We start from the raw sequence: 25099 nt of genomic DNA on the forward strand, positions 1-25099 counted from the left end.
CCTTTCGACTGCGACCAGCGGAGCCTACGCCGACCGGACCGGCTCCGCCGTCTCGACTCCGGCCGCGGCGGGAGCGTTCGAGCGGGCGATGAGGCGGGTGGAGGCAGCGTCCGCCGCGCGGCGCGCCCGGATCCCGACCGCGCTCAGCACCGCGCTGATCGCGAGTGCCACGACGGCGGTGGCGAGCGCGGTCTGCAGCCCGGCGCGGAAGTGCGGTGAGGAGGCCTGACCGACCAGCAGTCCCATCACCGCGACACCGATCAGACCGCCCACCTGCCGCGAGGCGTTGAGCACGCCCGAGGCGATGCCCGCGTGGGCGGGGTCGACCGAGGTCAGCATGGCGTTGGTCATCGCCGGGACCACGAGGCCGGTCCCGAACCCGGCGACCAGGAACTGCGCGAGCATCGCGGGGTAGGAGTGTCCGCCGACCGCGGGGAGCGTGAGCAGGTAGCCCGCGGCGGCGAGCACACTGCCGACGACCAGGACGGTGCGCGTGCCGTAACGCTTCGTCAGCGGGCCGGAGGAGAGGTTGGCGGCCATGATCGCCGCCGTCATCGGCAGGAACGCCAGCCCGGCACGGATCGGCGAGAAGCCCCACACCTGCTGGAAGAAGAGGCTGAGCACAAAGATCAGGCCGTAGAAGGAGAAGTTGATCAGCACCCCGATCAACGACGTGGTCCCGAAGACCCGGTGACGGAACAGCTGCAGCGGGAGCATCGGGTCCGCGCTGCGCCGCTCGACGCCGAGGAAGCCGACGAGCGCGAGCACGAAGACCGCCAGGCAGGTCAGCACGAGCGGGGAGCTCCACCCCTGGGCATTCGCCTCGACCACGGCACCGGTCAGCGCGCCCAGACCGACGACGGCGAGGACCTGACCGGGCAGGTCGAGCCCGCGCGCGGACCGCGTCGCCGCGGCGTCACGCGGTGCGGCAGCGCGCGCGTACCGGGCGGTGATCACCACGCCGATCGCGGCGACCGGGAGGTTGACGTAGAAGATCGAGCGCCAACCGGCGGTGGCCACCAGCACTCCGCCGACGACCGGACCGAGCGCCAGGGCGAGACCACCGGCCGCCGCCCACAGGCTGACGGCGCGGGTACGCCGGGCCGGGTCGGGGAAGTTGGTGTTCACGATCGAGAGGGACGAGGGCACGATCATGGCCGCGCCGACGCCCTGCACAATGCGCGCGGTGATCAGAGCGACCAGGTCCGGAGCCGCGCCGCAGGCGAGCGAGGCGAGCGCGAAGACCACGAACCCCCAGACGAAGATCCGCTTGGGGTCGAACCGGTCGCCCATGGCACCCGCCGTGAGCAGGAAGCCCGCGAAGGTGAGGGTGTACCCGTTGACCACCCATTCGAGACCGGACAGGCTGCCGCCGAAGTCGGCGGAGAGCGCCTTGATGGCGACGTTGACGACGCTGACGTCGAGGATGATCACGACGGCGCCCAGGCAGGCCGCGAAGAGCGTCAGGCCCGGACGGGTGCGGACGGCGTGGGGCGTGCGGACGGCGGGGTGGTGCGGCATTGCTCTTCCTTCCGTGCCGCGCGTGGCGGCGTGGGGAGGCAAAGGACAGGGACCGGACGGCGGTCGTGTGGTGAGCTGCCCCCGAGGTAGAGTGTTCGTCGTAGTGCGAACACCCATAGTGTTAGCAGAGCGTCGAACACTTTGCAATCCACTCCTGCCGCGTCGGACGAAGAAGAGAGAAGGGGCAACTGCCATGGCACAGACGGAGGATCGCGTCGCCGGTGCGAGTCACCGGGCTGCGCCCGTTCATGCGGACCTGGTCGAAGTGAGCCTGGAGACTGCGCTCCTCGCGCTCGCCGACCCGATCCGGCGCACCCTCGTGCGCACCCTGGCGGGCGTGCCTGACTGGGAACGCGCCTGCGGCAGCTTCGATGTGCCGGTCACCAAGGCCACGCTGAGCCGGCACTTCCAGGTCCTGCGCGAGTCGGGTCTGCTGGAGCAGCGCGACGCAGGCGCGAAGCGGTTCAACCGGCTGCGCCGCGAGGAGTTCGATGCACGGTTCCCCGGGCTGCTGGCGCTGGTCATGGCGGAGTAGTCGGCGTGGGTTCCGGGTGCTTGACGGGGCCACTGGGCGCATTGTTGGATGAGTGACCAATACTGGCGCCCGTCCATAGGCCCGCCTGGCCCGCCTGATGTCCGCCTGAGATTCTCTGCGCCGAGGAGCATCGCGATCATGACCGCTCCCACGGTTTTCCGTTCCCCCGCCAGCGCTCCCGGCCAGCGCGGCCTGCTCCTCGGTCGCGCCTTCCCGGACCGGATCAGGCGCACCGCCGATTTCTACGACGAGCTGTTCCGGGCCACCGGCGCCGGGGCGCAGGACGTCGCCAGCGCGGCGGCAGCCGCCTTCGGGCACATTGCCGCGCTCGCGCCGGAGTTGGCCGAGGAGATCGACGGCATCGCCCGAGGGGCGGAACTGCCTCTGCACCGCGTCGCCGCACTCAACGCCCGCACCGAGATCCTCGGCCGCTTCGGGCGCCAGCACCCGGAGTGCTCGACCGTCGTCCACGTCCCCGCCGACGGGCGCCCGCCGGTCACCCTGCAGACCTGGGACTGGCACGACGGCATGCGCGACGGCTGGTTCGTCTGGCACATCGAGCACCCGGACGGGCGGGTCGTGAAGACCGTCACCGAGTACGGCATCGTCGGCAAGATCGGCGTCAACGCGGCCGGACCGGCTCCACGACAGGCGTTGGGCCTGCACTTCAACATCCTCGGCCACGCCTCGGACGCCGCCGCGTCCCTTTCGGACCGCGCCTGGCTGCCGGTCCACGTCCTGGCCCGGCACGTGCTCGACCGCTGCACGGACGTCGACACCGCCGTGGAGCTGGCCACCACGACGCCCGTCGCCGCGTCGAGTTCGCTCACGCTGGCCGGTTTCGCCGTCGGCCGTGCCCGCGCGACCACCGTCGAACTCAGCCCGGCCGGACCGGCGTTGCTGCAGCCCGAGGCGGACGGCTACCTGCTGCGCACCAACCACTTCGTCGATGCGCGGCTCTCGACGGGCGAGGCGATGGCCACCGAGGACCCCGACACCCTCAACCGCCTGGCCGCCCTCCGCACCGGCACCGCGGGCCGCCCGAAGCCGGACCGGTCCGAGCTACTGGACGCGCTGACCTTCCACCTGGACGAGGGCGCCGCCCTCTGCTGCCACGCCGCGCCGGACGCGCCGCTCGGCCAGCGGTGGGAGTCGCTGGCGACGGTCTCGCTCGACCTCCCGGACGGCCGACTCGCCGTCCACGCGGGCGGTCCGTGCACGGCAGGTGAGAGCGCGTGGACGGTGGTCTGACCTCAGCTGACGTCAGGTCAGGATGGGTCACGACGGGCCCGGCGCGCGGCAGTACGCCGCCGGAGTCGTGCCCGTTTCGCGGCGGCATGCGCCGCAGTCGGCGATCGCCTTCAACACCAGCGGCGGCGACAGCATGGAGGCCGCCGCCCGCTGGCTGTCCCGACGAGGCGCGTCGGGCTACGACTGGCCCACCGCTTCAGGTTCGCGTCGTGCCGGTTCCGACTGTTGCGGCGTCGTGGCCGCTGCCCGGGGCGAGGTGCGGATCACGAGCGCGGCGACCACGATGGCACCCACCACGAGGCCCGCGCCGACCCGGAAGGCGAGCTGGTAGCCGTCAGTGAGGGCGGAGTCCGGCGAGGTGCCGTGGCCCAGCAGCGTCTCGGTGCGCGAGGCGGCCAGGGTGCTCAGGACCGCGAGGCCGAGGGAACTGCCGACCTGCTGCATAGTGTTGAACATGCCCGATGCCAGGCCCGAGTCCCCGGCCGTCGCGCCCGACATGGCGAGTCCGGCGAGCGCCGGCATGGCCAGGCCGAAGCCGATGCCGAGCGGTACCGTCGCCGGGAAGACGTCGGTGAGGTACGCGCCGTGGACGGAGACCTGGCCCAGGATCGCGAGCCCGCCCGCGATCAGCGCCAGCGCGACGAGCAGCACCGAGCGCCCGCCCCACCGGCCGATCAGGCGCGGCGCGACCAGCAGCGACATGCCCCCGATCAGCAGCGACACGGGAAGTACGCCGAGGCCGGTCCGCACCTCGTCGAACCCGAGCACCTTCTGCATGTAGAGCACGGCCAGGAACGAGAAGCTGAACATGCCCGCGACCATCAGGGTGTGCGAGCCGAGCGCACCCATGACGTTGCGGTACCGGAACATGCGCGGCGGCAGCAGCGGATCGGCGGCCTTCGCCTGCCGGAGGGCGAACGTCGCCAGCAGGACGGCGGTCACCAGGCCCAAGCCGCCGGTGCGGAGGGAGAGGAAGCCGTGGCCCGCCGTGCCGACGATGGTGTACACGGCCAGCATCAGTGCGGCGGTGATCAGCACCGCGCCGACCGCGTCGGTGCTCCTGCTGCCGTCCCGGATCGTGCCGCCGTCGGCCTGCAACCTGCGGGCGGCGAGCACCACGGCCACCGCGCCGATCGGCACGTTGACGAAGAAGATCCAGTGCCAGCTGACCGCCTGCGTCAGCACGCCGCCCAGCAGCAGGCCCAGCGTGCCTCCGGCGGACTGCACGAAGCTGTAGACGCCGATCGCCTTCGCCTGTTCCCTCGGCTCGGGGAACAGCGTCACCACCATCGCGAGCGTGACCGACGACGTCACCGCGCCGCCCGCGCCCTGGAGGAAGCGCGCGGCCAGCAGCACGGTCTGGTCCTGTGCCAGCCCGCACGCCAGGGACGCGACCGTGAAGACGACCAGGCCCACGACGAAGACCCGCTTGCGGCCGAGCAGATCGCCCAGCCGTCCGGCGAGGAGGAGCAGGCCGCCGAACGGGATCAGGTACGCGTTGACGACCCAGGCCAGGCTGGACGGGGAGAAACCGAGGCTCTGCTGGATGGTCGGCAGCGCGACGTTCACGATGGTGCCGTCGAGGATCACCATCAGCTGGCCGACGCAGAGGATCGCCAGGGCGAGCGAACGGGACGCGTTGCGGGTGGGCGGCGACGAGTACGGGGCCGGGAGCGGCTGGGCAGGCATGAACGGGCCTCTCATGGGTAACCTTTTGTTACTGAGACCATCTTGTGTAACCATCGCCCGAGGCGGAAGGAGGCACTTTTATGTCACGCAGTCACATTTCTGTGACCGACCCGGTCACGGAGGAGAACCCGGCCTGCCCGGTTGCGGAGGTGCTGGACCGGGTCGCCGGCAAGTGGGCCATCGGGATCCTGGTCGCCGCGGCGAAGGGACCGGTGCGCTTCACCGAGTTGGAGCGCAGTATCGAGGGCATCAGCCGCCGGATGCTCACCCTCAACCTGCGCAAGCTCGAACGCGAGGGCCTGCTGGAGCGCACGGTCTATCCGACGGTCCCGCCCAAGGTCGAGTACGCCTGCACGCCGATGGCGATGGAACTGCACGAGACGCTGATGACGCTGGTCGACTGGGCCAAGCGGCACAGCACCGACATCGTCCGCGCCCACGAGGCCTACGACGCCGCGCAGGCGGCCGAGGTGGCCTGACGACGCGGGTTTCTCAGCCCGCAGCCCTCGGTGCGAGCAGCGCGCTGAGGGCTGCGGTGCCGTCGAGCAGGGCCTTGGAGCGGGCGTTGACCGTCGCGTCCCTGGCGGCGAGGGCGGCGGTGAGGTCGGTCGTCCGACGGCCGCGCCGGAGCTCCGGCATCAGCGCCCGCAGCGGCTCGATCCGGTAACCGGCCAGGCGGAGTTGGTGGACGATGCGGGCGTCCCGCACCTGGGTCGGGGTGTAGCGGCGAGTGGCGCGGGCCGGGTCGCGATGGGGGTCGCGGTCGGGCACGACGAGGCCCTCCGCGTCCCAGTGGCGCAGGGTCGACGGGCGCACGCCCAGCGCCGCGGCGAGTTCGGAGACGCTCATCGCGTCGAACGCGCGGACGTCCGCGATCGGCTCGTCGGAGATCGCCGCGACGGCCTCCTGCGCCTGGCGCAGGTCGCGTCGCTCCGCGTCCAGTCGGGCGTGCGCGGCGTCGAGCAGGACGAGCACCTCCGGCGAAGCGGGGTAGGCGTGAGCGGCCCGGACGATGCGCCGGGCTTCGGTCGGGCCCGTGCCTGCGGCCAGGGTGCGGTAGGCGAGAGCGGAGCGGACGTGGACCTCCGCGTAGACGCGGAAGCCCGCGGCGGTGCGGGTCGTGGGCGGGAGCACGCCGTCGCGTTCGAGGTTGCGGATCTGCTGGACCGAGCAGCCGGCGCGGCGTGCGACGTCGACGGTGCGCATGGCCGACGATTTGAGACCTGTCACCCGAACTCCCTTGCTCTCCACCACGTGGCCGGCAGAAGTCTCCACAAGGACATGAATGCCACGCTGGAGTACATGACCATGGAAGAGATCCTAAGTTTTGTCGACGGCCTCGGCGACGTCCTCACCGTCAGGCCCATGCCCGGCGACGGTTCCCCTGAGATCAGCTGGGGGGACGCGTTCTGCTACCTCGCCCCCGACGGCGTCAACCCGACGGAGCCGCAGCCCTTCGCGACGGTCGTGACCAAGGACTACCCGGGCGACGCGTCCTCCCGGCTGGACCGGCCGGACGCGTTCCGCGTCAACGTCGCCGCCGGGCGGGACACGTTCGTCCGGTGGACCGGGCACGCGCCGCGCGAAGCGGGCCTCGACGGCGAGGGTGACGCCGGGGCCGACGACACGGTGTTCGCCCACCCCGTCTACGGCACGCTCGGCTGGCTGGCCGTGGTGAACCCTGGCCCGCGCACCGACGGAGCCATCCGCGAGCTGCTCAGCGAGGCCCACCGCCTGGCCCGCGCACGGCACGAGCGGCGCGCGGAGACCGGCTGACGGGACGGCCGACCGACCGAGCGGCCGACCGAGCGGCCGGAGCGTTCACCCGCCGAACCCGTCGGCGTCCGTGGTGTACGGGTGGACCGGGCGGTCGGCGTCGAACGGGGTGAACCAGGCGTCGATGGAGGACGGAGCGAAATCGGGCGAGGTGGCGGCCGGGCCCTCGTCCAGCGCGTCCGTGGCGGGCGGGGCGTAGAGCCACTCGTGGTCGAGGGTCTCGTACACGCTCGCCTGGAACGCGAGCAGGGACTTGCGGACGCCCGGGTCCAGCAGGCCGTGCAGGTCGAGGGTGGCCTCGGTGGCCTCCAACAGCAGGCGCAGCAGCAGTTCCTCGGCGACGCAGCTCGGTCGCCCGAAGTCGGGTCGGCAGAGCCGGTCGGTGAGCGTGACGGCGGTGACCAGCAGCTTGCGGGCGAAGCGCGGCGTGTACAGATGGGCGAACTGTGGTGGCAGTCCTTCGAGTTGCAGCAGACCGTCCTCGCACTCGGCCGCATTGGGGCCGTCGCCGAGGGTCTCGATGTCGGCGAAGAGTTCGTCGATGAGGATGTCGATGCTGTAGACGAGCGCCCCTGCGGCGAGCGCGGCGTCCTCGGCCGCGGCGCGGTCGCGCTTGTGCGCTGCGTCGGCGGCTTTGGCCGCGTTGGCCGCTTTGGCCGCGTTGGCTGGATCGGCTGCGTCGGTTGCGTCGGGTTCGTCGAGGCCGGGGTGGGGAAGCCCGAAGGACTCCGGGCCCACGCCCGCGAGCCGCGGTGCGAGCGCGCGGAAGGCGCGCTGCAGTCTGCGGCGGTCCTCGCCGATCGGCGGCTCGGAGCCGGTCGGGGCACTGCCCGGTGCGGCCTCGATCGTCGGGCGGACGGCGACGGAGCGGGAGGTCGCGGGCCCGTCCACCGGTGTGTCCGGGGTGTCGGCGGCCTGCAGGCTCTCCTCGGCGGAGTCGAGGTGCAGCTCGACCTCGCACCGGTCCACGGTCCACTCCGACAGCAGCTCGCTGTGCTGGAGGATCTCGCCGATGACCGCCTCCACCGCCGCCTCGGCGTCCTCCAGGGTCGGCGCGTCGACGAAGACCTTCAGCAGCGCGCCGTCGGGATGGACGCCGATGAAGTGGTCAGTGATCTCGACGACCTGACCGTCCTCGTCCTCGATGCTCTCGATCGCGTCCAGCCCCTCGCGCAGCAGGTGGACGACGCCGGCCCGCTGCAGCGGGTCGAGCCCGGGGGACTCCTCGGGGCGTCGGGTGTCGACAGTGACCGCGTAGCTCATACCTCCAGCCTGCCCCACCCCACCGACACCGCACACACGGCAACGCCGGGCAGGATCAGCAAGCGTGCGGAGTGGGATCGCGGCAGGTCAGGCCGGGGCGTGCGCGGGCCTGCCGATCCGCAGCTGATCCGGTCCCCGGACGGCGCTTGTCCGCCGCTCGTCCGCCCACAGGCGAACGCCTGGCCGGGCGCTGCTGCCCGCCGGTAGCGTGCACGCATGGCGGAGATCGAGATCGACGGCGCTCGGCTGGCCTACGATGACACGGGCGCGCCCCCGGGGTCGGGCCCGGACGCGCCGACGGTGGTGCTCGCGCACGGCGGGACCTCGGACCGGCGGATGTGGGACCGTCAAGTGCCGGTTCTGGCCGCGCGGTTCCGCGTCGTCCGCTACGACTGGCTCGGCTACGGGACGTCCGGCGACGTCGCCGGCGACCACGCGCGGCACGAGCAACTGCTGGCGCTGCTGGACGCGCTCGGCGTCGGGCGGGTGGTGCTGGTCGGCAACTCGGACGGCGGCAAGCTCTCGCTGGACGCGGCACTGTGCGCGCCGGAGCGAGTGGCGGGGCTGGTGCTGGTCGGGTCGGGGCTCTCCGGCCATGTGTGGCCGCCGGAGTTCCTGCGCCTGTACGAGGAGCGCATCCACGACCTCGTCGGCGCCGAGCGGCTGCGGGAGTACGCCTCCGGCACGGCGCGGGTGATCGACCCGGCCGACCTCTCCCGCTACGTCGAGGCCACGGTCGAGCTCCTGGTCGCCGGACCGGCGCGGACCAGGCACGACCTTGCCCCGGAGGTGTGGTCGCTCGCCGTCCGGATGTTCCGCCGCGTCATCGAGCGCGAGTGGGCTCAAGCCGCGGCCTTGGCCTCAGCCCCGGCCTCGGCGCAGGCCTCAGCTCCGGCCTCCTCGGCGCAGGGCGGCCCGCGCAGTGCAGGCACGGCCCGCGATCTCGACCCGGGCGCGGAGTCACGGCTGGCGGAGGTCTCCGTCCCGACCCTCGTCGTCCACGGCACCGAGGACGTGCCGGCGATCATCGCCGTCTCCGAGCAGCTCGCCCTCGGGATCCCCGGCGCGCGCCACGTCGTCATGCCCGCGACCGGCCACGTGCCGCCGCTGGAACGCCCGGAGGAGTTCAACCAGGTCCTGGCCGAGTTCCTCGACTCCCGCTTCGGGAAGTCCGTCAAATCGCGCTGAATACCCGCCGCTTGGCTGCCACCCCGCCCCGGGTTGACGCGCGTCCACAGGGGCATTCCCGCAGCCGGAAAGCATTGCCGGGATGTCCGCACGGAATTGCTGTGCCCTGACAGGCGGTCAACTGCCGCAATACGGACGTTTCATGATCGATCATCCCCCTACCTGCACATCTGTGGCGGAGTCAGATCCCCCGTTTGTGCAGAGCCGGAGGCTTTCGCACGCCTGAAAGATTTCCTTGGTGTGGCTGAAACAAAAATGGTGAAGACTCACTCCGGTCACGCGGGTATCCGATCGGGCACCCTGCGTGTAATGATCCTGCCAAGATGAACGGCAAGGGGTGAGGCCTGTCGAACCGTAGACCCGCCACACCCTGGTGCCACAAAAGGGAAGGTTGGGCCGCGTATGCGCAAGATACGTCAGTTGACACTCACCACAGCGATGGTGGCTCTGACGATGGCTGTCGCGGCGGGTTGCTCGGGAGGCGGAGGCTCCGGATCCGGGGCCATCGGCAACGGTGGGGCCGGCAGCAAGAAGCCCGTCAAGGCCGGTGGGACGGTGACCATCGCCGAGGTCGGCGCGACGCCGAACTTCGTCTTCCCACTCGAGCCTGTGACCAACACCGACGGCTGGAATGTCAACCTCACCCAGCCGCTGTGGCCCGCTCTCGTCTACGCCGGCGACGGCAGCCAGTCCGTGGTCAATCCGGACGAGAGTCTGTTCAGCAACATCACCTGGGCCAACGGCGACAAGCAGCTCACGATCGACCTCAAGCACTGGAACTGGTCCGACGGGCAGCCGATCACCAGCCGCGACTTCACTTTCGTCTACAACCTGATCAAGGCGAACGCCTCCAACTGGAGCAACTACGTCCAGGGCCTCTTCCCGGACGACGTGGCCGGCGTCTCGACGCCGGACGCCAACACGGTCGTGATCAACCTGACCCGGTCGTACAACCCCACGTTCTACGAGGACGACGTGCTCAGCAACATCCCGTTGCTGCCGCAGCACGCCTGGGACAAGTCCTCCGACGCGGGGCCGGTCGGCAACCTGGACGAGACCAGCGCCGGGGCCAAGGCCGTCTACGCGTACCTGCAGAAGGAAGGCGGCGACATGGCCACCTTCGCCACCAACCCGCTGTGGCAGGTGGTCGACGGGCCGTGGAAGCTGTCGGAGTTCCGCACGGACGGCTACTACAGCTACGTCCCCAACAAGCAGTACTCCGGGCCGGACAAGCCCGTCCTGGCCAAGGTCGTGGACACCCCGTTCACCACCGACACAGCCGAGCTCAACGCGCTGCGCGCCGGTGACACCCTCGACATCGGACAGCTGCCGCTGAACGACGTCAAGCAGGCCTCCGCGCTGGAGCAGAACGGGTACTCGGTCGCCAACATCCCGGTCCCCGGCGTCGCGATGATCCAGCCGAACTTCTACAACGCCCAGGTGGGGCCGGAGATCCAACAGCTCTACGTCCGGCAGGCGCTGGAGTACCTGATCAACCGGCAGCAGATCGTCTCCAAGGTCTACTCCGGGTACGCCGACCCCGGCAACGGCCCAGTGCCGCTGACCGCGACCGGCCCGTGGGCCTCGCCGCTGGAGAAGTCCGGCGGGCCGTACCCGTACTCGCCGTCCAAGGCCACCGCCCTGCTCCAGGCGCACGGATGGAAGGTCGTGCCCAACGGCACCACCACCTGCCAGAGCCCCGGCACCGGCGCGAACCAGTGCGGCGCGGGCATCACGGCGGGGGAGGGGCTGACCTTCCAACTCGCCTACTCCTCCGGCCAGGCGTCCATGGACGAGCAGAACGCCGCCATCAAGTCCTCCGAGGCGCAGGCCGGCATCACCATCAACCTGCACTCCGAGCCCTTCAACTCGCTGATCGCCACCGTGGGTGCGTGCAGTGCGTCGTCCCACCCGGCCGCCACCTGCGGCTGGCAGCTGGCGGACTTCGGCTACGACCCGTACCCGCTCTACCCGGCCGGCGACGGCTTCTTCAACAGCACCGGCAGCAACAACCAGGGCGGCTACGCCGACCCGAAGATGGACCAGCTGATCAACGCGACCGAGTACGGCTCGGGGACCTCCGCCTTCTTCGCCTACGAGGACTACGCGGCCCAGCAGTTGCCCTGGCTGTGGCTGCCGAACCAGAACGGCCTGCTGGTCTACCGGAGCAACCTCCAGGGCGTCACGCCGCTGAACCCGTTCTCCGGCGGACTCAACCCGGAAATGTGGGGCTTCACCTCGTGAGTGCCTCATGACCGCCTACCTCGTCCGCCGGATCGGGCAGGCGATCACCGTGGTGATCGGGGTGATGGTGCTCACCTTCATCCTGGTCCACCTGGAGCCCGGCAGCGCGGCCCGCGCCACCCTCGGGACGCGGGCCACCGCCAGCCGGATCGCCATCTTCGACAACGTCAACGGCCTCAACCAGCCGTTGGTCGAGCAGTTCTGGACGTACGTCAAGCAGGTGTGCCAGGGCAACTTCGGCACGTCCTACTCCCTGCAGCAGCCGGTGTCGACGCTGATCGCGCAGCGGCTGCCCAAGGACGCCGTACTGCTTGGCCTCTCCACGGTGCTGGCCCTGGCCATCGCCGTGCCGCTCGGGATCTACCAGGCGGTGCGGCGCAACGGAGTCGGCGACAACATCGCCACCGTGGTGGCCTTCGTCCTCTACTCGATGCCCGACTTCTTCTTCGCGCTGCTGCTGATCGCGGTGTTCTCGGTGCAGTTGCACCTGCTGCCGCCGCTGGCTCCCCGCGCCACCACGGTGGCCGGGATCCTGGCCGACCCACGGGCGTTGGTCCTGCCCGTGGTGACGCTGACGCTGGTCAGCGTCTCCGGCTACAGCCGCTACATGCGGTCCTCGGCGATCGACGCCCTGGCCCAGGAGTACCTCCGGGTGGTCCGGGCCAAGGGCCTGCCGGAGCGGCTGGTGCTGATGCGGCACGTGCTGCGCAACTCGATCCTGCCGATCGTCACGATCGTCGGGCTCTCCGCGCCCAGCATCGTCGCGGGCGCGGTGATTGCCGAGGAGGTCTTCAACTACCCGGGCATGGGGCTGCTCTTCTTCCAGGCAGCCACCAGCCACGACTACCCGATCCTGCTGGGCTCGACGCTGGTCGTCGGCATCGCCACGGTCGTCGGGAACCTGGCCGCCGACACCGCCTACAGCCTCCTCGACCCCCGGATTCGCTATGTCAGTACATGAGCCGGTGCATGAACCCGCAGTCGATGCGGAGCGGGACCGCGAGGCGGCGACTGCTCCCGGCCCCGCCGGGCCAGGCGGGCCGGGCGCCGTGCCGGAGGCGGGCGAGCTCGCCGAGCGGCGCGGGTCCGGGCGGTTGGTCGTCTCGGCGCTCGCGCACAACAAGATGGCGATCGCCGGGCTCTGCCTGGTGGCGCTGATGGTCCTGTTCTGCTTCGTCGGCCCGCTGCTCTACCCCACCAATCAGGTGACCGTGCGTCTCGACCTGTCCGAGTTGCCGCCCAGCGGGGCGCATCCGCTCGGCACCGACGCCTCCGGCTACGACGTGCTGGGCCGGTTGATGGAGGGCGGGCGGTCCTCGCTGGAGCTGGGGTTCGCCGTCGCCGTCGCCACGACCGTCATCGGCACGCTCTACGGGGCGTTCGCGGGATTCATCGGCGGGGTGGTCGACGCGCTGATGATGCGCGTCATCGACACCTTCCTGGCCATCCCCGGCCTGGTGCTGCTGCTGATCCTGGTCAGCATGTTCACCCCGAACCTGCTGATGATCATCGTGCTGCTGTCGCTGCTCTCCTGGCTCGGCGTGGCGCGGTTGGTCAGAGGCGAGGTACTGAGCCTGCGCACCCGCGAGTTCGTCCAGGCGGCCCGGATGATGGGCGGAAGCCGACGCCGCATCGTCCTGCGCCACCTGGTGCCGAACGCCATCGGCGTGGTCCTGGTCAGCGGGACCTTCACCATCGCGGACGCGATCCTGGCGATGTCCACACTGAGCTTCCTCGGGCTCGGCATCCCGCCGCCCCACGCGGACTGGGGCACCATGCTCTCCGACGGTCTCAACTACCTCTTCGACGGCTACTGGTGGCTGGTCTACCCGCCGGCGGTGATCCTGATCGTCACGGTCGTGGCGTTCAACCTGATCGGCGACGCCATCCACGACTCACTGGACGCGCGACTCCAGCGGCCGTAGTGGTCTAACGGAGCGACGGGCGGGCCGAGGCGTACGCGCCTCGGCCCGCCCGTGCGTTTCCGGGCGCTTCCGTGCGTTCTGTCAGTCCCTCCGTGTTGACTGGGCCGAAGACGAAGGGAACCCCCCGTGGACATCCTGCTGATCGCCGGCCTGTGGCTCGACGGAACCGCCTGGAAGGACGTGACGCCCGAACTCGAACGCCTCGGCCGCAGCCCGGTCCCGCTCACTCTGCCGGGACAGGGCGACGGGAACGCGTCCGCCACGCTGGACGACCAACTCGCCGCGGTCCTCGCCGCCGTGGACGCCGCGCCGAGCCCGGTGACGGTGGTCGGCCACTCCGCCGCGAGCACCCTGGCCTGGCTGGCCGCCGACGCCCGCCCGGAACGGGTCGTCAGGGCCGTCCTGATCGGCGGCTTCCCGGGCGCGGACGGCCGCGCGTACGCCGACTTCTTCCCGATCGCGGACGGGGCGATGCCGTTCCCCGGCTGGGAGCCCTTCGCGGGCCCCGACAGCGTCGACCTGGACGAGCCTATGCTCCGTCAGCTCGAAGCCGCCGCGATACCCGTCCCCGAGGGCGTCGCACGGGGCGTCGTCCGGCTGACGGACGAGCGCCGGTTCGACATCCCGGTCACGGTGGTCTGCCCTGAGTTCTCCCCGACGGAGGCCCAGGGCTGGATCGGCGCCGGACAGATCCCGGAACTCGCCCGCGCCAAACTCGTCGAGTTCGTCGACATCGACTCCGGCCACTGGCCGATGGTCACGAAGCCGACCGAACTCGCCCGGCTCCTTGCGGCGGCTACAGCGGACCGCCGGTTGTGAAAACGCGTGGCGGTGCCGGTCGGTGACGGCCCAGGATGCGTCCCATGGTCACCATCCGCACCGCCACCACGGACGACGTCACGACCCTTGCGGCACTCAACGCCATCGTCCACGACCTGCACGCCCGCGCGCGCCCTGACGTCTTCGTCACCGCTCCGGCCACTGACGAGCTCGAAGCCCTCCTGGCCGGTCAGTTGGCCGAGCTGGGGGTGACCTTCCTGCTCGCCGAGGCGTCCGACGGCCGCGCCGTCGGCTATGCCATGGCCCGGGTCGTCGAGCGACCGGCCAGCGCCTTGGTCGTGCGGGAGACGGTCGTCTCGCTCCAGCAGATCGCGGTGGATCCGGCCGCTGCACGCAGCGGGGTGGGCTCCGCGCTGCTGGAGCACGTCCGCGTGCTGGGGCGCGCTGCGGGCTGCCGCCGCCTGGTCACCCAGGTCTGGGACCTCAACGAGGGCGCCTTCGCCTTCTACCGGGCCGCGGGACTCAAACCGGTCACCCGGACGCTGGAACAGGGCCTCTGACCCCGTGCCTGGTTCTGTGACCCAACTGTGCGGCAACAAAAGAATCTTGACGTTCCGTCAGTAACGCTCCGAACGAGGACTCCTGTCCGGCTGTCCCGTGCCACCGTCAGGTGCGTGTACGTCCCAGCAGGTCAGGCTTGATGCTGTCCCGATATTCCGTCATTCCGCCGCACTCCCTGGTGGGACGGGAAGTGGGCCGAGCACGCTCGGCCCGAGCAGTTCCCAGGGGCCCATGGGAACTGCGTCCGAGTTGTTCGACCAGGAGGGGAAAGATCGCGATGAGGTCACGCAGCTTGAAGGCGTTCGCCGTCATGGCGGCGGTCGCGGCCATCGGTACGGCAGGGGTGAGCACGGCGGACGCCGCGTCCCAGGCCGCGCCGCGCGCCGTGACGCAGGCCGCCCCGTTCGCCGCGCAGGTCCGCGAGGCGGGGCTGAACACCACGCAGGCCGCCGCCCTGCAGAGCAAGGTCGACCAGATCCTGCACCAGTACAGCGGTGCCAAGCAGGTCGCGGCGAACGAGTTGGCGCTGCCGCACGGCGCGTCCGTGCTGCTCCCGCTGCCCGGCCAGAAGTACGCGCGGGTGCTCCCCGGCGCGGTCAACCTCGGCTTCGCGCCCGCAACCGGCGCCACCAGTGGCGTGCGACCCGCCAACACCGGGAGCGGCACGCCCAACACGGGGGTCTGGTTCTTCACGCTGAACGGAGTGCGGCAGCCGGGGCCCGGCTGCGGCTACGAATACTTCTGCATGTGGCAGGGGCAGACCGGCGCGGGCGAGCAGTTCAACGTGAGCACCTGCAACGAGGACCAGGAGCTGCCGGGCTCCGGCTGGAACTCCGACGGCTCCTGGATCAACAACCAGACCGCCGGCACCGATGCCTTCCTGCTCAATTCGAGCAAGAGCGTGATCTACACGACGCCGCCGCCGGTGTTCTGGAACTCCGACTACAACTGGGCGCCCGTCTGGTACGCGGACGCCTGCAACCACTGATCCGGTCGATCGCCGAGCACCGCTGACGCACAGGGCCGAGCTGCCCCACCCGCTCGGCCTTGTGCCGTGTGCGCCAGGAGAACGGGGGCAAGCTGGGTGGGTGTGGTGACGCGTGTGCCGGGGAAAGGCAGGAGGGACATGACAACCGGCGCCGCGCGCGGTCACGAGCTGTGGCGTGGCGTCCTGACGTTCTGGGGGTAGGTCGGATGGACCGCAGGCACTGGCTCTCGTTCGCGGCGGCAGCGGCGCTCGTTCTTGGTACGACCGGCGCGGCCACGGCCGCGAGCGGATCCGGCGGCGGCACGCAGAGCCTCGCCCCGGCCGCACACCACGCCGTCCACCACGCGGCCGTGGCCGCCACCGCCGCGGACCCGTGCGGCTACACCGCGGCGGTGCCCGCGGACCGTTTCAAGGGCATCCCGGTCTTCGACGCGACAAAGGCCGCCCAGCCGTACTCGGCGCAGCTGCGCACCAGCCAGGGCGTGATCACCTTTCAGGCACTGACCAGTCAGGCCCCCTGCACCACCTACTCGTTCCGCTTCCTGGCCGAGCGAGACTACTACGACCGCACCCACTGCCATCGGCTCACCACCAAGGGCATCTACGTGCTCCAGTGCGGCGACCCGACCGGGACCGGCTCGGGCGGGCCGGGCTACTCCTTCAACGACGAGAACCTGACCGGCGCGACCTACCCGGCCGGCACGGTGGCGATGGCCAACGCTGGGCCGAACACCAACGGCAGCCAGTTCTTCTTCGTCTGGAAGGACACCAAGCTCTCGCCCGCCTACACCCCGTTCGGCAAGGTCACCGGCGGCATGGACGTGCTGCTCAAGATCGCCGCCGCGGGAGAGGACGACCAGAACGGTCCGGGCGACGGCTTCCCGACCCTCCCGGTCGACATCCACGGCGTCCGGATCCTGCACGGCTGAGCGCTGCCCGGCGTTCGGTCCGAGCACTGAGACGGCCTGGTCTCCGCACCGAAAGGGCGGGGATCAGGCCGTAGCATCGGGCCTCATGCACATGGGAGTGATCGGCCACGAAGACCTGTCCGACGTCACGGAGATGCTGGTCCGCGGCGAGCTGTGGCGCATCGTCACGGGTTGCCCGAGCCACGACCTCGTCGGCGTGACGCCGCTGCGCCCGGGCCCGGAGACCTGGTTCGCCCAGTCCGTGGTGGACCACGGCGGCGGGCTGGAGATCCTCGGCACGACCGCGCACGCGCTGCGCGAGGAGGCCCGTGCCGTGCACCATCTCGGCTCCGGGATGGCGCTGGTGCCGACGCTGCTCGGCATGGTGGAGGAACTGGTCGCCGTCTGGGACGGCCGACCCGGCACGGAGGTCGCCGACGCGGTCGCGGAGGCGGAGCGCCTCGGCCTCTACGTCCACCGCGTCTGGCCGGAGGGTTCCGCGCGACGGTAAAACGCGGACGCACAACCGCCCGCCGTGGCACGGTGGTTCCCGTACTGATCATGAAGCCGGCATGCGGGAGCGGAAGATGACGAAGGTTTGGCTGGTCACCGGGGCGAGCAGCGGGTTCGGCCGGGCGATCACCGAGGCGGTCGTGGCGGGCGGTGACCTCGTGGTCGCCGCCGCGCGTCGCACCGAACTGCTCGACGACCTGGTCGCCGCGCATCCGGGCCAGGTCGAGGCGCTTCGACTCGACGTCACCGACACGGCGGGTGCCCAGGCCGCCGTCGACAGCCTGGTCGCGAAGCACGGGCGGATCGACGTCCTGGTCAACAACGCCGGACGCGGTCTCGTGGGCGCGGTCGAGGAGACCACGGACGCCGAACTGCGCGAGCTGATGGACCTGCACTTCTTCGGCCCGGTCGCGCTCACCCGCGCCGCGCTGCCGCACATGCGCCGCCAGGGCTCGGGCGCGATCGTGCAGATGACCAGCATGGGCGGACGCTTCGCCTTCGCCGGGGTGGGCGCGTACTGCGGCACCAAGTTCGCCCTGGAGGGGTTGTCCGAGTCGCTGGCCGCAGAGGTCGCGCCGCACGGGATCCGGGTGCTGATCGTCGAGCCGGGAGCGTTCCGCACCGGCTTCGCCGGGTCCGGCGCGCTCTACCAGTCCGAGGCCATGGACGCGTACCAGGACACCGTCGGCCCGGTCCGCGCCGGGCTGCCGGGCGGCGCGGGCCAGGAGGCGGGCGACCCGGCCAAGGCCGCGGCGGCGATCCTGACCGCCCTGGGCGCCCCCGAGCCGCCGCTGCGCCTGCTGCTCGGCAACGACGCGGCCGACGCGATCAGCGGCAGTCTGGACCGTGACCGCGCCGAGTTCCGCGCCTGGGAGAAGCTGACCCGCTCCACGGACTTCGACAGCTGAGCCGACCGCCGTCCCACAGGAACCGCGAAGACTTCTTTGCAAAGAACTGTTTGCAAAGAAGTCTTCGCGGTCTACCGTATGCGGTATGGCTGAGACAGCAGCGGGCGGCTCCAAGCCCCCGAAAGGTGAACTGACGTCAGTTGTCCTTGATGCCAAGGGACTTCGGGCACTGGCGCATCCGGTGCGGGTGCAGGTGGTCGGGCTGCTGCGCAAGCACGGCCCGTCCACGCCCACCCGCCTCGCGGAGCGGCTGGGCGTCAACTCCGGGACAGCCAGCTACCACCTGCGCCAACTCGGCGCGGCGGGGTTCGTCGAGGAGGTCCCGGAGCTCGGCAACGCGCGCGAGCGCTGGTGGCGCGCGGTCCACCAGTCCACGGAGTTCAACGACCCGGCCCTCGCCGACCGCGAGCCCGAGGCGACGCAGGCGTACCTCCAGTCCGTCGCCGCGGCACACACTCTCCGCACCCAGCAGACGCTGAACGACGTGCCGACCATGCCCCGCGAGTGGCGCAACACCATCGATCTGAGCAGTTGGCCCCTGCGCCTGACGCCGGACGAAGCCGCCGCTCTGGGCCGGGAGTTGGAGGCGGTCCTCGGTCGCTACCGAAAGGACGCGCCGGAGGCGGCGGCGGACGCCCCCGAGGGCGCCAGGCGGGTCACCGCGATCTTCCACGTTCTGCCCGAACTGGACGCCGACGGAGGTGCGGAGTGAACACCGAGATATCCGGCCGTTCCCGCAGACGGTCGTTACGACCACTCGTCGGCGTGCTGACGGCCATCGCCGTCTCGCAGACCGGCACCCGCGTCTCGGCCGTGGCGCTGCCCTGGTTCGTCCTGGTCACGACCGGCAGCGCGACACAGACGGGGCTGGTGGCCTTCTGCGAGCTGACGCCCTATGTGGTGGTCAAGGCGCTCACCGGGCCGCTGGTGGACCGCACCGGCCCGCGCGCCGTCTCGTGGACCACGGACCTCGTCAGCGCGATCGCCGCCGGTGCGATCCCCCTGCTGCACAGCCTGCACCTGCTCTCCTTCGCGCTGCTGCTGGCGCTGGTCGCAGTGGTCGGCGCCGCGCGTGGGCCGGGAGACCTGGCCAAGGAGGTCATGGTCCCGGAGGCGGCCGACCTCGCCGAGATCCCGCTGGAGCGGGCCACCGGGCTGACCGGGACGACCGAACGGCTCGCCTCCACCATCGGCCCGGCGGCGGGCGGCGCGCTGGTGGCGCTGCTCGGGCCGCTGACGGGCATCGTCGTCAACGCGTGCTCCTTCGCCCTCGGCTCGGTCATCATCGGCTTGGCACTGCCGCGCGGCGTCGGACAGTCAGTTGATGCCAGGTCAGATGACGCCGGGGAGGCCGGAGAAGTGGAGTCCGGCTACTGGCAGCGCTTCGCCGAGGGCTTCACCTTCCTGCGTGGCCAGCCGCTGCTGCTCTCCGTCATCGTGATGGTGGCGTGCACCAACCTGCTGGACCAGGGGCTCTCGTCCGTCCTGATCCCCTTCTGGGCCCGGCAGTCCGGCGGCGGGCCGACCGCGATCGGCCTGATGAGCAGCGCGGGCGGCGCGGCGGCCGTCGCGGGCAGCCTGGTCGCCGCGGCGCTGGCGCACCGGCTGCCGCGACGGCTGGTCTTCTTCGCCGGATTCCTGGTGGCCGGGGCCCCACGCTTCCTGATCCTGGCCTCCGGCGCGCCGTTGGGCGCGGTGCTGGCGGTCTTCGCGGTCGCGGGGCTCGGCGCGGGCTTCATCAACCCGGTCATCGGAGCCGTCCTCCTCGAACGCGTCCCGCGCCGGATGCTGGGCCGCGTCAGCGCCCTCGGCGATTCCCTGGCCTGGGCCGGGATCCCGCTCGGCGGCCTCCTCGCCGGAGCCGCCGTGGTAGCCGCCGGCCTCGTCCCGGTGCTGCTCGTCGGCGGCAGTGCCTACTTCCTCACCACCAACCTCGCCGGGCTACGCCCGGAGTGGCGCGAGATGAAGCGACCGGACGCGAGGCCTCGTCCCCGCGCCGGCTCACTTCGTCCTTCTCGGCCTTCCTGACCGCTCGCGTCGCGCGGCCTGTTCGTCCCGACATCGGCTACGACGAGCGCGTCCCCGCCAAGGCGGCCCAGGCTCCCGGCGCGAAGCCGTCGCCTTCGCCCGCGCGGCGCACCTCGACCGCGCCGGGGCCGGCGAAGTGGGCGGGGACGAGCAACTCCCGTTCGTCGGCGGCCCGTGCCAGGACGCGGCGGCGGCTCGCCGCCGACTGCACCGGATCCAGGCAGAGGCAGCTGCTGCACCCGGGTGCGACGATCTGCACCGGATTGTGCACGAGGTCGCCGACGAAGACCGCCCGCTCCCCGGCGGAGGCCAGCCGCAGCACGGCGGAGCCGGGCGTGTGGCCGGGAGCGGCCTCCAGGGTGAGTCGCCCGTCGATCCGGTGGCTGCCCTCCCACAGGTCGACCTGCCCAGCCCGGTGCACCGGCGCGAGGCTGTCCTCGTACATGAGCCGGTCGTCCGGGCGGCGACCGCCCGCGTATCCGTTCGCCGGCCCGAAGTAGGCGTCGTCTGCGGCCGGTACGAGATAGCGGGCGTTGGGGAACGTGGGCACCCAGCCGTGCTCCGTCGCCGTGGTGTTCCACCCGACGTGGTCACCGTGGACGTGGGTGTTGACCACCACGTCCACCTCCTCCGGGCGGATGCCGGCCTGGGCCAGCAGCCCTGGGAAGTCGCCCTGCCAGTTGTCGAACATCGGGGAACCGGGCCGCTCCCTGCCGTTGCCGATCCCGGTGTCCACGACCACGGTCATCCCTTCGCTGCGCAGCACCCAGGTCTGAATCGCGACCATCGCCCGCCCTGTCTCCGGCTCGACGTGCTCGGGCGCCAGCCAGTGCGCCTGAGCCGCCCACAACTCCTGTGTCGCCCCCGGCACCAGATCGGCGGCGGGAACGAAGGCGCCCGTCCACTCGACGAGCCGCAGCACTTCGACGTCTCCGACCTGGAAGACCTGCACATTGTCCGCTGTCATGCCGTCAACCCTAGGGAGACCACACGAGCTTCTCGATACGTCAGCTGCTCCTTCGCATACGCATGCGTCTCACCACTGAGGTCTTCTGAGGCTACCCTGGTCATCATGGACGTGGTGAGCGACGCCATCGCGGCGGTACGTGTCGGGAATCCGGAGACGACCAGGGTCAGCGTCACCGGCACCTGGTGCACCAGGATCGAGGGGTACCAGGGCGCGGGCTTCCATGTCGTCCTCAGGGGCAGCTGCTGGCTGCTCCCCGACAGTGGGGACGCCCCGGTGTCCCTCGGGCCGGGCGACGCGGTACTGCTCCCGCACGGCACCGGGCACATCCTCGCCGACTCTCCCACCGACGAGCGGACGGTGCGTCAAGCTGTGCCGCTGGAACGTTGGTTCGCCTCGGGCGAGCCCTTCCCTGGGACCGTCCCAGACCCCGGGGACACGGTGCAGTTGCTGTGCGGCAAGTACCGGCTGGACCGCAGTCGCAAGCATCCGCTGCTGGCCGAACTGCCCGCAGTCGTCCATCTGCCCAGCCGGGTCGGCGGAAACCAGGAACTTCGCGCCGCCATCGACCTGCTGGGCCGGGAGCTGGAGCTGCGCGGGCCCGGGTCCTGCATCGCCGTGCAGAGCCTGCTCGACCTGCTGCTCGTCTACATGATCCGCTCCTGGATGAGCGACGGCGCGGTCGGCGCGTGGCCGGGCGTCCTGAGCGACCCGGTGGCCGCCGCCGCGTTGCGCGCCCTGCACACGGATCCGGCGGCGACCTGGACCAACGACTCGCTGGCCGTGGCGTCGGGCGTCTCCCGCGCGACCCTGGCCCGCCGCTTCACCACCCTGGTCGGCCGACCGCCCATGGCCTACCTCGGCTGGTGGCGACTGACCCTCGCTGCCCGCATGCTGCGCGACACGCAGGACCCCCTCGCCACCATCGCCCGCCGGGTCGGCTACGGCAGTCCCTACGCCTTCTCCCACGCTTTCAGACGCGAGTTCGGCACCACGCCGGGCCGCCACCGTGAGACGGCAGACGGCAGACGGCGTCGGTGATCCGGCGGTGTAGCCGTCGCGTCTGACGGCCGGTCGGGAGCCGCATCCGGACGCCTGGTGCGCCGCCCGGCGTCAACCGGAGACGCTGCCGTACGACCCGGTGATCGCCCTCCGGGGCGGCTACCCCGACGGCGGCTGAGGTCCGCCCGTGGGAGGCGTGGCGTTGACAACCGTAGTCGGATGACTACGGAATGCTGCTTGCGCGGTCACAGTTGTGCAGGTTAAGCATGGTGTGTGCTACGCCGCCGCGCGCCTTCCACGCACCGTGACCGCGGTGCGTCGTCGGAGCGGGAGCACGAGCCCCGGAAGAAACGCGGACCGCGCGGACCGCGCGCCGCACTGTTCGGGCGGAGCCTGGCCGGGCGGATGTTCCTCATCGAGCTGCTGATCGTGCTGCTGCTCGTCGTCGCGGGCGTGGTGGCCATGGTGCTCCAGGCGCGCTCCAGTACGACGAGCGACGCCCGCAGGATCACCCGCGGCGTGGCCCAGTCCTTCGCGACCGCTCCGGGTGTGGTCCAGGCGCTGGAGTCGCCCCACCCGACGGCGGTGCTGCAGCCGCAGGCGGAGCGGGTGCAGCAGGCGGCCGGGGTGGACTCGGTGGTGGTCTTCAACACCTCGTTCGTCCAGCTCACCTCGCCCTACCCCGACTATGTCGGCCGTCCCTACCAGCCCACGCCGTTCGTGCTCCATGACGTGCTGCCCAAGCTGCTCGCCGGGCAGACGGTCACCTTCGAGGACAACCAGCCGGGCTTCGACTCGATCGCGACCGCCGTGCCGGTGTTCGACGCCGCCCATCGACCGCTCGGCGCGGTCGCCGTCAACATCACGGTCGGACGGGTCAACGCCCTCGCGGACACCCAACTGCCGGTCCTGCTCGGCGGAGCGGCCATCGCTGTGCTGCTGGCTGCCGCGGGCACGGCGTTCGCCTCCCGGCGGCTGCAGCGGCAGACGCGTGGCCTCGGTCCCACCGAGCTGGCCCGGATGTACGAGCACCATGAAGCTGTCCTGCACGCCGTGCGCGAGGGCGTGCTGATCATCGGCGGCGACGGACGGCTGACGCTCGCCAACGACGAGGCCCGCCGCCTCCTCGACCTGCCGCCGGACGCCGAGCAGCAGCCTGTGGCGGCGCTGGGTCTGGACCCGGCGACGACGACGCTGCTCACCTCCCCGGACGAGGTGACGGACGGCATTCACCGTGCCGCCGACCGGCTGCTCGCGGTGAACAAGCGCCCGACCGCCCCGTACGGCGGCCTCCCCGGCAGTGTGGTCACGCTCCGGGACACCACCGAGCTGCACGACCTCACCAGCCGGATCGAGGCTGCCGGACGCCGCCGCCGACTCCTCTACGAGGCGGGCATGCGGATCGGCCGGACTCTGGACATGACCCGGACCTGCGAGGAACTCGCGGACGTCGCGCTGGGCGGCTTCGCGGACGCCGTCTCCGTCGACCTCGTCGACGCCGTCACCCGCGGCGAGGAGCCACCCCGGACCGCCGGACTGCTGCGCCGCACCGTCCTGCGCGGCGGCGACCAGGAGCCCGACACTCCGGTCGGCACCACCGTCACCCTCACCCCGGACAGCCCGCAGGCCCTCGCCCTGGCCGGTGAGTGTGCCGTCCCGGACGCCGACCACGGGACGCTCATCGTCCCGCTGCGGATGCGCGGGGGAGTGCTCGGCTTGGTCGAGTTCCGCCGGGCCCCCGGGAGCCCGGCGTTCGACGCGGACGACCTGCCGCTCGCCGAGGACCTGGCCGCCCGCGCCGCTGTCTCCGTCGACAACGCCCGCCGCTACACCCGCGAACACGGGACCGCCGTCGCCCTGCAACGCAGCCTGCTCCCGCGCAGCGTGCCCGAGCGCACCGGGCTGGAGCTGGCCCACCGCTACCTTCCGGCGAGCGCCGGTGTCGGCGGGGACTGGTTCGACGTCATCCCGCTGCCCGGCTTCCGTACGGCGCTGGTGGTCGGCGACGTGGTCGGGCACGGCATCAACGCCGCCGTCGCGATGGGGCGTCTGCGCACCGCGACCCGCACCTTCGCCGCCCTGGACCTGCCGCCCGACGAGGTGCTGGGCCGGCTGGACGAGCTGGTCACGCAGCTGGACGAGGAGGCCGGGCAGTCCGAGCAGTCCCCCGCGGACGGGGTCCCCGCCGACGTCACCGTGACCGGATCGACCTGCTTGTACGCGGTCTACGACCCGGTGTCGGGCGTCTGCACTCTCTCCAGCGCGGGGCATCTCGGCCCCGCCGTGGTGCGTCCCGACGGCACCGTGGTCTTCCCGGAGGTCGCGGTCGCCCCACCGCTCGGCGTCGGCGGCCACCCGTTCGGGACCAGCGAGATCGGGCTCGACGCGGGCTCGCGGCTGCTGCTCTTCAGCGACGGCCTGGTGGAGGCTCGGGGCGAGGACATCGACGAGGGTCTGCGCCGTCTCCGCGTCGCACTGGAGAACCACGGCCGCGCGCTCAGCCCCGAGGAGATCTGCGCCGTCGCGGTCCGCGCGGCACCCGCGCCGCAGCCGACCGACGACGTGGTCCTGCTCGTCGCCGGAACAGCGCTGCTGCCGCCCGAGCAGGTGGCGGAGTGGGAGGTCCCCGGCGACCCGGCTGCCGTGGCGCCGGTGCGCAACGCGTGCGTCAAGCAGCTGGTGGAGTGGGGACTCGAGGAGATCTCCTTCAGCGCCGAACTGATCCTCAGCGAGCTGATCACCAACGCCATCCGGTACGGCGTGGCGCCGGTCCGCGTCCGGCTGCTCCGCGACACGGGACTGGTCTGCGAGGTCTCCGACGGCAGCAGCACCGCCCCGCACCTGCGCTGGGCGGCGACGACGGACGAGGGCGGTCGCGGCATCTTCCTCGTCGCCCAGCTCGCCCACCGCTGGGGCACCCGCTACACCGCGAGCGGCAAGGTGATCTGGTCCGAGCAGCCGCTCACCGGAGGACTCCAGGGGGAGGGTGTGTTCGCTGACTTCGACGACATTTAGGCCCGGCAGGGGAAGTGGTGCTCACACACCGGCGCGG

At 71.4% G+C, this 25099-nt stretch carries 23 protein-coding genes; 18 read left to right on the forward strand and 5 right to left on the reverse strand.

Going from position 1 to position 25099, the window contains the following annotated elements:
- Positions 1–24: 24 nt before the first annotated feature.
- Positions 25–1521 (reverse strand): MFS transporter, encoded by a 1497-nt coding sequence (locus ABH940_RS12460; RefSeq protein ID WP_370105258.1) that lies wholly within the window; start codon positions 1519–1521, stop codon positions 25–27.
- 193 nt (positions 1522–1714) lie between these two features.
- Here ABH940_RS12460 and ABH940_RS12465 point away from each other — a divergent pair, with 193 nt between their 5' ends.
- Both ABH940_RS12465 and ABH940_RS12470 read left to right on the forward strand, forming a co-directional pair.
- Positions 1715–2056, forward strand: coding sequence for an ArsR/SmtB family transcription factor (locus tag ABH940_RS12465; protein ID WP_370105259.1), 342 nt, complete (start codon positions 1715–1717; stop codon positions 2054–2056).
- 138 nt (positions 2057–2194) lie between these two features.
- Positions 2195–3307: a C45 family autoproteolytic acyltransferase/hydolase gene (locus ABH940_RS12470; RefSeq protein ID WP_370062624.1), complete on the forward strand. Its 1113-nt coding sequence runs from the start codon at positions 2195–2197 to the stop codon at positions 3305–3307.
- Positions 3308–3484: 177 nt separating this feature from the next.
- Here ABH940_RS12470 and ABH940_RS12475 read toward each other — a convergent pair whose 3' ends face one another.
- On the reverse strand, positions 3485–4996 hold the full coding sequence (locus tag ABH940_RS12475) for an MFS transporter (protein WP_370062626.1): 1512 nt from the start codon (positions 4994–4996) through the stop codon (positions 3485–3487).
- Positions 4997–5076: 80 nt separating this feature from the next.
- On the opposite strand from ABH940_RS12475, the gene ABH940_RS12480 reads away from it, so the two are divergent.
- Complete coding sequence (locus tag ABH940_RS12480; protein ID WP_370062628.1) at positions 5077–5475, forward strand: winged helix-turn-helix transcriptional regulator; 399 nt, start codon at positions 5077–5079, stop codon at positions 5473–5475.
- Between the two features lie 13 nt (positions 5476–5488).
- Here ABH940_RS12480 and ABH940_RS12485 read toward each other — a convergent pair whose 3' ends face one another.
- Positions 5489–6226, reverse strand: coding sequence for a MerR family transcriptional regulator (locus ABH940_RS12485; protein WP_370105260.1), 738 nt, complete (start codon positions 6224–6226; stop codon positions 5489–5491).
- Between the two features lie 72 nt (positions 6227–6298).
- Here ABH940_RS12485 and ABH940_RS12490 point away from each other — a divergent pair, with 72 nt between their 5' ends.
- Positions 6299–6772 (forward strand): DUF6194 family protein, encoded by a 474-nt coding sequence (locus ABH940_RS12490; RefSeq protein WP_370105261.1) that lies wholly within the window; start codon positions 6299–6301, stop codon positions 6770–6772.
- 45 nt (positions 6773–6817) lie between these two features.
- Here ABH940_RS12490 and ABH940_RS12495 read toward each other — a convergent pair whose 3' ends face one another.
- A complete protein-coding gene (locus ABH940_RS12495) occupies positions 6818–8035 on the reverse strand; it encodes a hypothetical protein (RefSeq protein WP_370062634.1) in 1218 nt (405 codons plus the stop codon).
- Positions 8036–8251: 216 nt separating this feature from the next.
- On the opposite strand from ABH940_RS12495, the gene ABH940_RS12500 reads away from it, so the two are divergent.
- The 12 genes from ABH940_RS12500 (at position 8252) to ABH940_RS12555 (ending at position 20078) form a co-directional block, all read left to right on the forward strand.
- Positions 8252–9223: an alpha/beta fold hydrolase gene (locus tag ABH940_RS12500; RefSeq protein ID WP_370062636.1), complete on the forward strand. Its 972-nt coding sequence runs from the start codon at positions 8252–8254 to the stop codon at positions 9221–9223.
- A gap of 402 nt (positions 9224–9625) precedes the next feature.
- On the forward strand, positions 9626–11467 hold the full coding sequence (locus ABH940_RS12505) for an ABC transporter substrate-binding protein (RefSeq protein ID WP_370062638.1): 1842 nt from the start codon (positions 9626–9628) through the stop codon (positions 11465–11467).
- Positions 11468–11474: 7 nt separating this feature from the next.
- Positions 11475–12428 carry an ABC transporter permease gene (locus tag ABH940_RS12510; RefSeq protein ID WP_370105262.1) on the forward strand — a complete coding sequence of 318 codons (954 nt, stop codon included), beginning with the start codon at positions 11475–11477 and terminating at the stop codon, positions 12426–12428.
- Between the two features lie 4 nt (positions 12429–12432).
- Positions 12433–13392 (forward strand): ABC transporter permease, encoded by a 960-nt coding sequence (locus ABH940_RS12515; protein WP_370062642.1) that lies wholly within the window; start codon positions 12433–12435, stop codon positions 13390–13392.
- 126 nt (positions 13393–13518) lie between these two features.
- Positions 13519–14211, forward strand: coding sequence for an alpha/beta fold hydrolase (locus tag ABH940_RS12520; RefSeq protein WP_370105263.1), 693 nt, complete (start codon positions 13519–13521; stop codon positions 14209–14211).
- Positions 14212–14255: 44 nt separating this feature from the next.
- A complete protein-coding gene (locus tag ABH940_RS12525) occupies positions 14256–14732 on the forward strand; it encodes an N-acetyltransferase family protein (RefSeq protein WP_370062646.1) in 477 nt (158 codons plus the stop codon).
- A gap of 278 nt (positions 14733–15010) precedes the next feature.
- Positions 15011–15721: a hypothetical protein gene (locus ABH940_RS12530; RefSeq protein ID WP_370062648.1), complete on the forward strand. Its 711-nt coding sequence runs from the start codon at positions 15011–15013 to the stop codon at positions 15719–15721.
- Between the two features lie 206 nt (positions 15722–15927).
- A complete protein-coding gene (locus ABH940_RS12535) occupies positions 15928–16650 on the forward strand; it encodes a peptidylprolyl isomerase (RefSeq protein ID WP_370062650.1) in 723 nt (240 codons plus the stop codon).
- An 85-nt stretch (positions 16651–16735) separates the two neighbouring features.
- Positions 16736–17140, forward strand: a complete 405-nt coding sequence (locus ABH940_RS12540) for a hypothetical protein (protein ID WP_370062652.1) — start codon at positions 16736–16738, stop codon at positions 17138–17140.
- A 76-nt stretch (positions 17141–17216) separates the two neighbouring features.
- On the forward strand, positions 17217–18050 hold the full coding sequence (locus tag ABH940_RS12545) for an oxidoreductase (RefSeq protein ID WP_370062654.1): 834 nt from the start codon (positions 17217–17219) through the stop codon (positions 18048–18050).
- Positions 18051–18135: 85 nt separating this feature from the next.
- Entirely contained in the window at positions 18136–18762 is a 627-nt protein-coding gene (locus ABH940_RS12550) for an ArsR/SmtB family transcription factor (RefSeq protein ID WP_370062656.1), read from the forward strand.
- A gap of 53 nt (positions 18763–18815) precedes the next feature.
- Positions 18816–20078 (forward strand): MFS transporter, encoded by a 1263-nt coding sequence (locus ABH940_RS12555; RefSeq protein WP_370062658.1) that lies wholly within the window; start codon positions 18816–18818, stop codon positions 20076–20078.
- 37 nt (positions 20079–20115) lie between these two features.
- Here ABH940_RS12555 and ABH940_RS12560 read toward each other — a convergent pair whose 3' ends face one another.
- Positions 20116–21045, reverse strand: a complete 930-nt coding sequence (locus ABH940_RS12560; RefSeq protein ID WP_370105264.1) for an MBL fold metallo-hydrolase — start codon at positions 21043–21045, stop codon at positions 20116–20118.
- A gap of 105 nt (positions 21046–21150) precedes the next feature.
- Here ABH940_RS12560 and ABH940_RS12565 point away from each other — a divergent pair, with 105 nt between their 5' ends.
- Positions 21151–22086, forward strand: a complete 936-nt coding sequence (locus tag ABH940_RS12565; RefSeq protein ID WP_370105266.1) for an AraC family transcriptional regulator — start codon at positions 21151–21153, stop codon at positions 22084–22086.
- Positions 22087–22452: 366 nt separating this feature from the next.
- A complete protein-coding gene (locus ABH940_RS12570; RefSeq protein ID WP_370062664.1) occupies positions 22453–25062 on the forward strand; it encodes a SpoIIE family protein phosphatase in 2610 nt (869 codons plus the stop codon).
- Positions 25063–25099 lie beyond the last annotated feature (37 nt).

The organism is Streptacidiphilus sp. BW17 (assembly GCF_041262485.1).
Lineage (GTDB): Bacteria > Actinomycetota > Actinomycetes > Streptomycetales > Streptomycetaceae > Streptacidiphilus.